The organism is Ideonella sp. (genome assembly GCF_041918995.1).
Classification (GTDB): domain Bacteria; phylum Pseudomonadota; class Gammaproteobacteria; order Burkholderiales; family Burkholderiaceae_C; genus Ideonella.
Genome location: NZ_JAYRUN010000026.1, coordinates 1 through 12,199, shown reverse-complemented (window position 1 = coordinate 12,199; position 12,199 = coordinate 1). Strand labels below are relative to the sequence as shown.

General features: G+C 71.7%; 13 protein-coding genes. 6 read left to right on the top strand and 7 right to left on the bottom strand.

Annotated elements, in window-relative coordinates; genetic code table 11:
• Positions 1-21: 21 nt before the first annotated feature.
• Genes ACE3UN_RS18270 through mltG form a run of 3 tightly spaced genes read right to left on the bottom strand, consistent with a single transcriptional unit; the run spans position 22 to position 2,652 of the window.
• Entirely contained in the window at positions 22-1,014 is a 993-nt protein-coding gene (locus ACE3UN_RS18270; RefSeq protein WP_374676422.1) for a DNA polymerase III subunit delta', read from the bottom strand.
• A complete protein-coding gene (gene tmk / locus ACE3UN_RS18265) occupies positions 1,007-1,645 on the bottom strand; it encodes a dTMP kinase (protein WP_374676421.1) in 639 nt (212 codons plus the stop codon). Before tmk ends, ACE3UN_RS18270 begins: the two co-directional genes overlap by 8 nt.
• Positions 1,642-2,652, bottom strand: a complete 1,011-nt coding sequence (gene mltG, locus ACE3UN_RS18260) for an endolytic transglycosylase MltG (protein WP_374676420.1) — start codon at positions 2,650-2,652, stop codon at positions 1,642-1,644. The genes tmk and mltG overlap by 4 nt, the downstream gene beginning before the upstream one ends.
• Positions 2,653-2,712: 60 nt before the next feature.
• Between mltG and ACE3UN_RS18255 the strand changes: the two genes are divergently transcribed.
• Genes ACE3UN_RS18255 through ACE3UN_RS18245 form a run of 3 tightly spaced genes read left to right on the top strand, consistent with a single transcriptional unit; the run spans position 2,713 to position 4,818 of the window.
• Positions 2,713-3,675: a folate-binding protein YgfZ gene (locus tag ACE3UN_RS18255; protein ID WP_374676419.1), complete on the top strand. Its 963-nt coding sequence runs from the start codon at positions 2,713-2,715 to the stop codon at positions 3,673-3,675.
• Entirely contained in the window at positions 3,665-4,009 is a 345-nt protein-coding gene (locus ACE3UN_RS18250; protein ID WP_374676418.1) for a DUF4936 family protein, read from the top strand. Before ACE3UN_RS18255 ends, ACE3UN_RS18250 begins: the two co-directional genes overlap by 11 nt.
• Positions 4,000-4,818, top strand: a complete 819-nt coding sequence (locus ACE3UN_RS18245; protein ID WP_374676417.1) for an NRDE family protein — start codon at positions 4,000-4,002, stop codon at positions 4,816-4,818. Before ACE3UN_RS18250 ends, ACE3UN_RS18245 begins: the two co-directional genes overlap by 10 nt.
• Before the next feature lie 32 nt (positions 4,819-4,850).
• Here the strand turns inward: ACE3UN_RS18245 and ACE3UN_RS18240 are convergent, their stop codons facing one another.
• Together ACE3UN_RS18240 and ACE3UN_RS18235 are read right to left on the bottom strand one after the other, a co-directional pair.
• A complete protein-coding gene (locus tag ACE3UN_RS18240; RefSeq protein WP_374676416.1) occupies positions 4,851-5,708 on the bottom strand; it encodes a YbgC/FadM family acyl-CoA thioesterase in 858 nt (285 codons plus the stop codon).
• The gene (locus tag ACE3UN_RS18235) at positions 5,705-6,634 is read right to left on the bottom strand and encodes an alpha/beta hydrolase (protein ID WP_374676415.1); all 930 of its coding nucleotides are present in this window, start codon (positions 6,632-6,634) and stop codon (positions 5,705-5,707) included. Before ACE3UN_RS18235 ends, ACE3UN_RS18240 begins: the two co-directional genes overlap by 4 nt.
• A gap of 154 nt (positions 6,635-6,788) precedes the next feature.
• Here ACE3UN_RS18235 and ACE3UN_RS18230 point away from each other — a divergent pair, with 154 nt between their 5' ends.
• Entirely contained in the window at positions 6,789-7,937 is a 1,149-nt protein-coding gene (locus tag ACE3UN_RS18230) for an iron-containing alcohol dehydrogenase (protein WP_374676414.1), read from the top strand.
• Positions 7,938-8,026: 89 nt separating this feature from the next.
• Here the strand turns inward: ACE3UN_RS18230 and aceA are convergent, their stop codons facing one another.
• Complete coding sequence (gene aceA / locus ACE3UN_RS18225; RefSeq protein WP_374676446.1) at positions 8,027-9,316, bottom strand: isocitrate lyase; 1,290 nt, start codon at positions 9,314-9,316, stop codon at positions 8,027-8,029.
• A 339-nt stretch (positions 9,317-9,655) separates the two neighbouring features.
• On the opposite strand from aceA, the gene ACE3UN_RS18220 reads away from it, so the two are divergent.
• Positions 9,656-10,180, top strand: coding sequence for a hemerythrin domain-containing protein (locus tag ACE3UN_RS18220; RefSeq protein WP_374676413.1), 525 nt, complete (start codon positions 9,656-9,658; stop codon positions 10,178-10,180).
• A gap of 54 nt (positions 10,181-10,234) precedes the next feature.
• On the opposite strand, the gene ACE3UN_RS18215 is transcribed toward ACE3UN_RS18220, so the two are convergent.
• A complete protein-coding gene (locus ACE3UN_RS18215) occupies positions 10,235-10,717 on the bottom strand; it encodes an Lrp/AsnC family transcriptional regulator (RefSeq protein ID WP_374676412.1) in 483 nt (160 codons plus the stop codon).
• Positions 10,718-10,826: 109 nt separating this feature from the next.
• Between ACE3UN_RS18215 and ACE3UN_RS18210 the strand changes: the two genes are divergently transcribed.
• A partial coding sequence (locus ACE3UN_RS18210; RefSeq protein ID WP_374676411.1) for an aspartate aminotransferase family protein occupies positions 10,827-12,199 on the top strand: 1,373 nt, incomplete at its 3' end.

Below are 12,199 nucleotides of genomic sequence, written 5' to 3'. Positions count from 1 at the left end.
AGTGTAGCGAGCAGCCGCCGATCAGGCGCCTTGCCAGGCGCGCCGGCCCTGGACGATGAGAGCTTCGACACGCAAAGGCTGGTTCCAGGGGTGCTCCTCGTGGCGGGCCACGCGGGCCAGGTCGCGCGACCACTCGGCCAGCGCCGCCAGGCTTGCGCCTGCGGGAACCTGCCCGGGCTCGAAGAACCCGGGGGCGCCCCCTGCCGCCACGGCCATGGCGTCGTGGCAGACCTGCTGCAGCACACGCACCACGCGCGGCAAGGGCAGGCCGGCCAGGGGCCCGGCGTCGCCGCGGGCCACCAGGCCGGGCAGTCGGGCCCAGGCCTCGGCGGTCAGCCCCTCGTCGGGCAGGGCCAGCGCGGCGAGCGGCTCGCCGCCGGCCGCCCGCAACAGCGTGGCGGCGCCTGCCACGCCCTTGCCGGCCAGCCAAGCCGCGGCCGTCGCGGCGTCCGGCGGCGCCAGACGCACCCGCTGGCACCGGCTGCGCACGGTGGGCAGCAGGCGCTCCGGGTCGTCCACGCACAGCAGCAGCCGGGTCCCGGGCGCGGGCTCCTCCAGCGTCTTGAGCAAGGCGTTGGCGGAGGTCACGTTCATGGCGTCGGCCGGGTAGAACAGCAGCACCTTGCCACGGCCGCGGCTGCTGCTGGTGTGCGCCCAGTCGATCGCCGCGCGCACGGCGTCGATGCGGATCTCGCGGCTGGGCTTGCGCTTGCCGCCGCCACCGTCGCCGCCCTCCTCTGCCCCGCCTTCCCACCATTGCAGGGCCAGCTGCATGGTCTCGGGCATCAGCACCTTGATGTCCGGGTGGCTGCGCGCCAGCGCCAGGTGGCAGCTGGGGCACTGGCCGCAAGGCCCGGGCGGCTGCTCGCACAGCCAGGCCTGCGCCGTGCGCCAGGCCAGCTCCCACTGCCCCGAGCCGGCGCCTCCGTGCAGGATGAGGGCGTGGCTGCGGGGATGGTCGCGCAGCTGGCGCAGGGGCTCCGCCAGCCAGGGCAGATCGAGTTCGTCACGCATCCGGCGCGCCCAGGAAGGCCTCCAACGCCTGGCGCACCTGGCGGCCGACATCGGCCACGGCCCGGTCGGCATCGATGCGCACCACCCGCCCGGCCGACGCCGCATGCCGAGCGGCATAGCCGGCCCGCACGCGCTCGAAGAAGGCCTGCTCCTCGCGTTCCAGGCGGTCGGCCTGGTCCCGCCCTGCCGCGCGCCGGCGGGCCGCCACCTCGGGCGGCAGGTCGAACCACAGCGTCAGGTCCGGCTGGCGGCCGTGCTGCACCCACCGCTCCAGCGTGGCCAGCACGTCCAGGTCGAACCCCCGGCCGGCGCCCTGGTAGGCGAAGGTGGCGTCGGTGAAGCGGTCGCACAGCACGGTGGTGCCCGCCGCCAGCGCCGGCTCGATGCGGGTGAGCAGGTGGTCGCGCCGGCCCGCGAAGACCAGCAGCGCCTCGGTCAGTGCGTCCATGGGCTCGTGCAGGAACAGCTCCCGCAGCCGTTCGGCCAGTGGGGTGCCGCCCGGCTCGCGGGTGAGCAGCAGGGCCTGGCCACGCTGGCGCAGGGCCTCGGCGACCGACTCGATGTGCGTGGTCTTGCCGGCGCCATCGATGCCTTCGAAGGTGATGAATCGGCCGCGGTTCGTGGGACTCACCGGCGCGGACCTTTCTGGTGCTCGTTCACCGCGCGATTATGGTCGGCCAGGTTCTCGGAGAAGACACTGCCGCCCGAGCCGTCGCCGCGGGCGACGAAGTACAGCGCGCGCGTCGCCTCGGGTTGCATCACCGCCTGCAGCGAGGCGAGCCCCGGCATGGCGATGGGCGTGGGCGGCAGGCCCGCCCGGGTGTAGGTATTCCATGGCGTGTCGGCCACCAGGTCGGCGCGGCGCAGGTTGCCGTCGAAGGCGGTGCCCAGACCGTAGATCACGGTGGGGTCGCTCTGCAGCGGCATGCCGATGCGCAGGCGGTTGGTGAACACGCCTGCGATGCGGCCGCGGTCGGCCGGGGTGCCGGTTTCCTTCTCCACGATGGACGCCAGCACCAGGGCCTCGTCCGGCGTGGCCAGGGGCAGGCCGTCGGCACGGGTCGCCCAGGCGGCGTCGAGCCTGCGCTGCATGGCGTGCATGGCCCGGCGCAGCACCGTCACGTCGCTCACGCCACGGCTGTATGCATAGGTGTCCGGGAACAGCCGCCCCTCGACCGACGGCACGGGCAGTCCGATCGCTGCGGCCACCTGCGCATCGCTCAGCGCCGTGATGGTCGGCTTCAGGTGCGGCGCCGTGGCCAGCGCCTGGCGCACCTGGCGGAACGTCCAGCCTTCGATCAGGCGCACGGTCTCCAGCGTCTCGTCGCCGCGCACCATCTTGTCCAGCAGCGCCCTGGGCGTGGTGCCGGCCTCGATCTCGTAGCTGCCGGCGCGGATGCGGCGTGCATCGCCCGACCATCGGAACCACTGGTAGAGCCACTCGGGGGAGGTCTGCACGCCCGCGGCCACCCACAGGCGGGCCACGTCGCGCGGCGGCGTGCCGGGCTCGATGGACACCTCCACACGCGCGCCGGCCAGCGCCAGCGGGCGGCCGAGCCACCACACCACCGCGCCGGCGGCCGCCGCCGCCAGCAGCACGACCGCGGCCACGAGCCGCCACAGCCACCGGTTCACCATGCGAGCACCGTTGGCCCTGCGAGCACCTGACACATAGGGCGGCGATGATAATCCGCGCCCATGAGCGATGCCGATCTCCTGGACCATGCCGCCCCGCTGGCGGCGGCCGATGCACAAGGCGCCGTGCGCCTGACCGACTGGGGCGTGATCCGCGCCGAAGGGGCCGACGCGGCCAGCTTCCTGCAAGGGCAGCTCACCGCGGACGTGGTCCTCCTGCCGCCGGGACGCGCCACGCTCGCGGGCTACTGCTCGCCCAAGGGGCGGCTGCTGGCCACCTTCATCGTCTGGTCGCCCGAGCCGCAGCAATTCCTGTTGGCGTGCTCCGCCGACCTGCTGCCCGCCACGCTGAAGCGGCTGTCCATGTTCGTGCTGCGCGCCAAGTGCAAGCTCAGCGATGCCAGCAGCGAGCTGGCCCTGTGGGGCCTGGCAGGCACGGGCGCGGGTTCCACCGGTACGCCGGGGGCGGTGGCCCCGGCCGGGGAAGGCGCGCAGCACATCCAGCTGCCGCCCGCCGCGGGACTCGCGCGCGCCCTGCGCTGCGCCCCCGCGGGCAGCCTGCCGCCTGACGCCCCGGAGCTCTCGCTCGATGCCTGGCGCGGGCTGGAGGCCGCCAGCGGCGTGGCGCGCATCGTCGCGTCCACCGCGGACCAGTTCGTGCCGCAGATGGTGAACCTGGAGCTGGTGGGCGGCGTGAACTTCAAGAAGGGCTGCTACCCGGGGCAGGAAGTGGTGGCGCGCAGCCAGTACCGCGGCACGCTGAAGCGGCGCGCGGTGCTGCTCGCGTTGCCGGCTGCCGAGCCCGCCCTGCAACCCGGCCAGGAGGTCTTCCACGACGCCGACTTGGGCCAGCCGGCCGGCATGGTGGCCCTGGCCGGACGGGCCCCCGACGGCGGGCAGCTGGCGCTGGCGGAGGTCAAGATCGCCCTGGCGGGCCAGCCCGGCGCATTCCGCCTGGGGGCGGCCGATGGCCCGCCGCTGGCACTGCACGCCCTGCCCTACCCCCTGCCGGCGGATGCCAGCTGAGCAGCCGTCCGCCGCGGTGCCGCCGGGCCGCCGCTGGTTCATCTACTACCGCGTGCCCGCCGCCCGTCGCGACGAGGTGCTGGCCGCGCTGCAGACGGCCCAGGCCGAACTGCGCGCGCGGTGTCCCGGCCTGTGGGCGCGGGTGATGCAGCGGGCGGACACGGCGGCGGCGTCTGCCGAGTTGACGCTGATGGAGTGCTACGGCAGCGCGGCGCCTGCGCTCGGCCTGTCCGACGACGCGGTGCGCGCCGCCATCGCCGTCACGGTGGCCGCGCAGGTGGCGCCGTGGCTCATCGGCGAACGCCATGCCGAGGTGTTCGACCCATGTGCCTAGCCGCCATCGCGCTGGACGTCAGCCTGCGCTTCCCCCTGGTGGTGGCGGCCAACCGCGACGAGTTCTTCGAGCGCCCGGCCGACCCGCTGGACTGGTGGACGCCGGAGGGACACAGCCAGCCCATCCTGGGTGGCCGCGACCGCCAGGCCGGCGGCACCTGGATGGGACTGTCGCGCAGTGGCCGCCTGGCCATCGTGACCAACGTGCGCCAGCCCGGCCCTGCAGTGACCGACGGGCCCTCGCGCGGCGGCATCGTGCCCGCCTGGCTGGGCACCACGCAGCCCGCCGACCGCTTCTGGACCCAGGTCGCCTTGTCCGGCCATGCGCCGTTCAACCTGGTGGCGGCCGATTTCCAGCGCCGCGAGTGCTTCTGGGCCAGCAACGTGGTGGCCAGCGCCCGTCGGCTCGACCATGGCGTGACGGTCGTCAGCAATGCCGCTTCGCCGGAATCGCCCTGGCCCAAGGTGCAGCGCCTGCGCGGCGGCGTGGCGCAGCTGCTGAAGTCCTGCGGCACGGACACCGTGGTGGACGACCTGGCCGGGCGCCTGTTCGCGCTCCTGGCCGACCGCACGCCGGCCGCCGACGAGGAACTGCCCGACACGGGCCTGCCGCGCGAGCGGGAGCGCTGGCTGTCCAGCGCCTTCATCGCGTCGCCGGACGGCCGCTACGGCACGAGGTGTTCCACGGTGGTGGTGACCGAGCGCACGGGCCGGCAGTGGACGACCCATGTGTGGGAACGCAGCTTCTCGCCCGACGGCGAGCCGGCCCTGCTGCGGCGCGCCACGGTGACGGACTGGCCGCCGGCCTGACGGGACGGGCCCGCCGGCCGGCCGTCGGAAGCTCAGAGGGCCCGCACCATCTCCACGTGCGCGATGCCGGCTTCCTCGAACACCGGCCCGCGCTGCTGGAAGCCCGCGCGGCGGTAGAAGGGCTCCGCCGTCATCTGCGCGTGCAGCAGCACCTCGCGGTCGCCGCGCTGGCGTGCGGCCTGCATCAGCGCCTCCAGCACCGCGCGCCCCACGCGGCTGCCGCGCAGCGCACGGCGCACCGCCATGCGGCCGATCTTGGCCACGCCCGGCACATGCTCCAGCAGCCGCCCGGTGCCCACCGCCATGCCGAGGCGGTTGTAGGCCACCGCATGCACGCAACTGGCGTCGGCGGCGTCCCACTCCATGTCGGCCGGGATCTGCTGTTCCTGCACGAACACCTCGCCACGGATGGCGCCGGCGTCCACGCCGAGGGCCTGCCAATCGGCCACCCGCACGTCCACCATCGATTCGCCGGATTCGAAGCCCGTGAGCGTCTGGCGCAGCTCCTGCGGCACGGGCAGCGGCCGCCGGGCGACGGGATCGGCGAACACGTAGACCAGCTCGCCGCCCACCAGCAGCTGCTCGGCCCGGAACACGCCGGCCTGGAACAGCAGCGAGGACGTGCCCACCCGCTCGCAGCGGATGCCGATGTCCAGCACATCGTCGTAGACCGCCGGGCCGAGGTACTCGAGCGATGCCTTGCGCACGAAGAGGTCGCCGCCCAGGTGCTGCATGGTCTCCTCGTAGGGCAGCGCCAGCGCACGCCAGTAGCCGGCCACGGCGGTGTCCACGTACATCAGGTAGTGGCCATTGAAGACGATCTTCTGCATGTCGACCTCGGCCCAGCGCACGCGCAGGCGTTCGAGGAAGCGGAAATCGGCTCGGTTCATGCGGACAGGTCCTCCAGGGCCCAGGCGGCGCGCAACGCGGCGGCGGCCACATCCTGCGCGTGGCTGGCCTCCTTGAGCGCGCGGCCCATCTTGATGAAATCGTGGGTCAGCCCACGGTACAGCTCCAGTGTCACCGGCACGCCCGCGGCGCGCAGCCGGTCGGCATAGGCGAGCCCCTCGTCCACCAGCGGATCGCACTCGGCCAGCAGCACGCAGGCGGGTGCGACGCCATCGACGTCCGGCGCGTTCAGCGGGGCGAAACGCCAGTCGTGTCGGTGGTGGCGGTCGATGTAGTGGTCGAAGAACCACGCGATCGCGTCCGCGTCGAGCAGGAAGCCGTTGGCGAACAGGCGGTGCGAGGCCGTGTCGGCGTGCGCCGTCGTGCCCGGCGTGATGAGCAGCTGCAGCGCCAGCGGCACCTGCGCGTCGCGCGCCATCAGGGCGCACACGGCTGCCAGCGTGCCGCCGGCGCTGTCTCCCCCCACCGCCAGGCGCGTGGCGTCCAGGCCGAGCTGCGCCGTGCCTTCGGCGGCCAGCCAGCGCAGGGCCGCGAAGCTGTCCTCCACCGCCGTGGGAAAGCGGTGCTCCGGCGCCAGCCGGTACGCCAGCGACAGCACGGCGGCACCGCTGCGCCGGGCCAGCTGCCGGCACAGGCTGTCGTGCGTCTCGAGGCCGCCGATGACGAAGCCGCCGCCGTGCAGGTACAGCAGCACCGGCAGCGACGCGGCCGACGGGGCATACAGCCGCGCCGGCAGGGTGACGCCCGGCGCCACGGGCACGGCCAGGTCCTCCACCCGCGCGAGTGTCGCCCGCGGCGGCTCGAGGATCTCCGCGGCGGCTTCGTAGGCACGGCGCGCCGCCTCCGGCGGCAGGTGGTGCAGCGCCGTGCGGCGCGCGCGGTGGATGCGCTCCAGCAGCCCCGCCATGGCGGGCGTGAGCAGGTGCGTGTCGCGTTCGGGACTCAGGGTGACCCTCGTTGGTGGCAGGCTGGGCGCCGAGCATACTGGCTCATCCGCTCCCCCGCTTGCCGTCCGCACTCCGCACGACACCACGGCGCACGACACCACTGCGCACGACACCATGGCCCGCATCCAGTACCTGACCCAGATCGACATCGACTTCGGCGCCGTGCGCCTGCTGCCCCAGGAGTGCGCGCGCATCGGCATCCGGCGCCCCCTGGTCGTTACGGATGCCGGCGTGCGCGCCGCCGGCGTGCTGGCCCAGGCCGAGGCCGCGCTCGGGGAGCTGCCCCACGCCGTGTTCGATGCCACGCCGCCCAACCCCACCGAAGCGGCCGTGCGCGCCGCCACGGCGCTCTATGCCCAACAGGGGTGCGACGGCCTGGTCGCCGTGGGCGGCGGCTCGGCCATCGACCTGGCCAAGGGGGTGGCCATCGCCGCCACCCACCCGGGCCCGCTCACCACCTACGCCACCATCCTGGGCGGCAGCGACCGCATCACGGCCGCGGTGGCACCGCTGATTGCCGTGCCCACCACCGCCGGCACCGGCAGCGAGGTGGCCCGCGGTGCCATCCTCATCGTCGACGACGGCCGCAAGCTCGGCTTCCACAGCTGGCACCTGATGCCCAAGGCGGCGCTGCTGGACCCGGAGCTGACGCTGGGCCTGCCGCCCGCGCTGACCGCCGCCACCGGCATGGACGCCATCGCGCACTGCATGGAAACCTTCATGGCGCACGCCGTGAACCCGCCGGCCGACGGCATCGCGCTGGACGGACTGGCCCGCGGCTGGGCCCACATCGAGCGCGCCACGCGCGACGGGCAGGACCGCGACGCCCGCTGGCACATGATGAGCGCCAGCATGCAGGGCGCCATGGCCTTCCAGAAGGGCCTGGGCTGCGTGCATTCGCTCAGCCACAGCCTGGGCGGCGCCAACCCGCGCCTGCACCACGGCACGCTCAACGCGCTGTTCCTGCCCGCGGTGGTGCAATTCAACGCGCAGGCCGAAAGCATGCGCCGCGAACAGCGGCTGCAGCGCATGGCCCACGCCATGGGGCTGCCCGGCTGCGACAACCAGGGCACCGAGGTGGCCGAGGCCATCCGCGCGCTGAACGCCCGGCTGGACCTGCCCCGCGGCCTGCACGACCTGGGCGTCGACGAGTCGATCTTCGACCGCGTCATCGCGGGCGCCCTGGCCGACCATTGCCACAAGACGAACCCGCGCCTGGCCACGGCCGACGACTACCGCGCCATGCTGGCCGCGTCCCTGTAGGCGTCTCGCCATGAAAAAGCGGGCCCCGAGGGGCCCGCTTGTCCTTGTGCGGCATGCACCGGCCGACGGGCGGCCGGCGCCACCCGCGATCAGCCGTGCTTGGCGTCGAAGAACTGCTCGTCTTCCGTCGAGCCCTTCAGCGCGGCGGTCGAGGCCTCGGCCTCGATCGTCGTGGTGACGGCGTCGAAGTAGCCGGTGCCAACCTCACGCTGGTGCTTCACGGCGGTGAAGCCCTTCTCGGCGGCCGCGAACTCCTTTTCCTGCAGTTCGACGAAGGCGCTCATGTTGTTGCGCGCGTAGCCGTAGGCCAGGTCGAACATCGAGTAGTTGAGGCTGTGGAAGCCGGCCAGGGTGATGAACTGGTACTTGTAGCCCATTGCGCCCAGCTCGCGCTGGAACTTCGCGATGGTGGCGTCGTCGAGGTTCTTCTTCCAGTTGAAGCTGGGCGAGCAGTTGTAGGCCAGCAGCTTGCCCGGGAACTTGGCGTGGATCGCATCGGCGAAGGCCTTGGCGAAGGCCAGGTCGGGCTTGCCCGTCTCGCACCAGATCAGATCCGCATAGGGTGCGTAGGCCAGGCCACGGCTGATGGCCTGCTCCAGGCCATTGCGGGTGCGGAAGAAGCCTTCCACGGTGCGCTCGCCGGTGCAGAAGGGCTTGTCGTTGTCGTCGACGTCGGTCGTCACCAGGTCGCCGGCCTCGGCGTCGGTGCGCGCCAGCAGCACGGTGGGCACGCCCATCACGTCCGCCGCAAGGCGGGCGGCGACGAGCTTGGAAACGGCCTCACGGGTGGGCACCAGCACCTTGCCGCCCATGTGGCCGCACTTCTTGGCGGCAGCCAGCTGGTCCTCGAAGTGCACGCCGGCCGCGCCGGCGTCGATCATGGCCTTCATCAGCTCGAAGGCGTTCAGCACGCCGCCGAAGCCGGCTTCGGCATCGGCCACGATGGGCGCGAAGTAGTCGATGTCGTCCTTGCCTTCGCTCCACTGGATTTCGTCGGCGCGCTTGAACGTCGCGTTGATCCGCTTGACGACCTTGGGCACCGAGTCCACCGCGTACAGGGACTGGTCGGGGTACATCTCGCCGTTGCTGTTCGCGTCACCGGCGACCTGCCAGCCCGACAGGTAGATGGCCTTCAGGCCAGCCTTGACCTGCTGCATGGCCTGGTTGCCGGTCAGCGCGCCCAGCGAGTTGACGAAGGGCTCGGTGTTGATGAGGTTCCACAGCTTCTCGGCGCCGCGCTTGGCCAGCGTGTGCTCGATCTGCACCGAGCCGCGCAGGCGCACCACATCGGCGGCGGTGTAGCCGCGCTTGATGCCTTTCCAGCGCGGGTTCTCGGCCCAGTCCTTTTCGAGGGCGGCCACTTGTTGTTCGCGGGTCAGTCGGGTCATGGAGGTTCTCCTGCAGAGGGACGGAAAAGAAGGCGTTGTCGGGCTCAAGCGTACGGCGCCGGCATCGCCATGAGAAGACTTATGTCTTATATAAGACCAAAAATCTTCGTATTGAAAATCAAAGACTTACGGAGATCATCCCGCATGGCGAAATTCCGCGTTTCGTCATGAAAAAGATTGCTGCGCTGCCGCATCGCGGGATTTCACAATGCGAACTGCGCATTGCGTGATCCGGAAGTGCCTCCCCGGACGCTTGACGCAACGCAACCCGCCGGCCCGGTCGCCCTCGAAGAATCGGCGGGAGCCGTTCTGGCCCGCAAAGGATGCGCCATGCCGACCACCGTCCTCGTGCCCCCTGCCCGCGCGCCGCGCCGCCAGGTGCCTGCGCTGCCTCCCATGGCGTCACTGCAACGCACGCACCACGACCTCCTGCTGGCAGTGGACGAACTGCAGCGGCTGCTGCGCGACATCGACGAAGGCGGCGCGTCCCTGGACCGCCGCGCCATCGTGCGCTCGCTCATCCAGTTCATCGACGAGCACGGCCGCCAGCACCATGCGGAAGAGGAGCGCAGCGTGTTCCCCGGTCTGCTGGCCAGCGCCGACGTGGACCTGGTGCAGCACGTGCGACGCCTGCAGCAGGACCACGGCTGGCTCGAGCAGGACTGGCTGGAGATGCGCCCTCACCTGGACGCCATTGCCCATGGCATCGGCGGCGTGGACATGGATGCCCTGCGCCAGGCGGCCGAGGTGTTCGCCGAGCTCTACCGCGACCACATCGCCCTGGAGGAGACCATCGTCTACCCCGAGGCCCTGCGCCACGGCCTCGGGCACAGGCCAGGCGCCACCGCGCCGTAGCCGCCCGCCCTCGTCCGCAGGCCTGCCCGGCAGCGGCGCGGTCGGCGGGGCCGGTCAGGACAGCGGCAGCGCCGTCGTCTTCTTCACCGTGCGCAGCACCAGCATCGAGTTGGACCGCTCGACCCCGGGCAGCCGCATGAGGACCTCGGTGTGGAAGCGCTCGAGGTCCTCGGCGTCCCGGTACGAGAAGCGGATCAAATAGTCGTTGGAGCCGGCGACATAGAAGCAGTCCAGCACCTGGGGCTCGTCGCGCACCGCCTGCTCGAACGCATGCAGCAGCGTGTTGCTCATGTTCTCGAGGTTGATGATCGTGAAACTGGTGCCATGCTGGCCGATCGCCTTGGGGTTGAGCAGCGCGACGTACTGCGCGATCACCCCCTCCTCCTCCAGCTGCTTCACCCGGCGCAGGCAGGCCGAGGGCGACAGATGCACCCGCTGCGCGAGCTCCACGTTCGACAGCTTGCCGTCGGCCTGGAGCTCCGCCAAGATCAGCTTGTCGATCGCATCCAATTGCGGCAATTTTGAGCTGTCGCGCATTTTGTTTCAAACGAAGCAGGAACATTCGAATGTTATGCGAACAGCAAGGGTCTGCCCACCTCCATCGCGCAAGCACATTGCGCGCGGCCTTCTCTAGACTCCCTTCCCTATGAACGCGCCCGCCGAGACCCGCCTTGACGCCTACTGGATGCCCTTCACTGCCAATCGGCAGTTCAAGAAGGCGCCGCGGCTGTTCACGAAGGCATCGGGCATGCACTTCTGGACGGACGACGGCCGCCAGGTGCTCGACGGGGTGGCCGGGCTGTGGTGCGTGAATGCCGGCCACGCCCGGCCGCGCATCGTGCGGGCCATCGCGGAGCAGGCGGCCGAACTGGACTACGCCCCGCCCTTCCAGATGGCCCACCCGAAGGCCTTTGCCCTGGCCGAGCAGGTGGCCGCGCTAGCGCCCACCGGGATGGGCAAGGTGTTCTTCACCAACTCCGGCTCGGAATCGGTGGACACGGCGCTGAAGATGGCCCTGGCCTACCACCGCGTGCGCGGCGAAGGCCACCGCACCCGCCTCATCGGCCGCGAGCGCGGCTACCACGGCGTCAACTTCGGCGGCATCTCGGTGGGCGGCATGGTCGCCAACCGCAAGATGTTCGGCGCCATGCTGGCGGGGGTGGACCACCTGCGCCACACGCACGACCTGGCCCGCAACGCCTTCAGCGTGGGCCAGCCGGCGCATGGTGCCGAGCTGGCGGACGACCTGGAGCGCCTGGTTGCGCTGCACGACGCGTCCACCATCGCCGCCGTCATCGTGGAGCCCATCGCCGGCTCCACGGGCGTGCTGATCCCGCCCGTCGGCTACCTGCAGCGCCTGCGCGAGATCTGCGACCGCCACGGCATCCTGCTCATCTTCGACGAGGTCATCACCGGCTTCGGCCGCACCGGCGCGCCGTTCGCGGCGCAGACCTACGGCGTCACGCCGGACATCATCACCTGCGCCAAGGGCCTGACCAACGGCTGCGTGCCCATGGGGGGCGTGATCGTCAAGGACTCGATCCACGACACCTTCATGCAGGGGCCGGAGCACCTGATCGAGTTCTTCCACGGCTACACCTACTCGGCCCATCCGCTGGCGTGCGCAGCCGGCCTGGCCACGCTGGAAACCTACGCCGAGGAAGGCCTGCTCACCCGTGCTCGAGAGCTGGAGGGCTACTTCTGCGAAGCGCTGCACACCCTCAAGGGCCTGCCGCACGTGATCGACATCCGCCACACCGGCCTGGTAGGCGGCATCGAGCTGTCGCCCAGCGCCGGGGCGCCCACGCAGCGGGCCTTCGACGTCTTCCTGGCCTGCTACGAGGCGGGCGTGCTCATCCGCACCACGGGCGACACCATCGCCCTGTCGCCGCCGCTGATCATCGAGCGTGCGCAGATCGACCAGATCGTCGGCACGCTCGCCGACGCCATCCGGCGCGTGGCCAGACCGCAAGGCCACCCACGCCCACCCCCGAAGAAGCACCGAGGGCAAGCCGATCG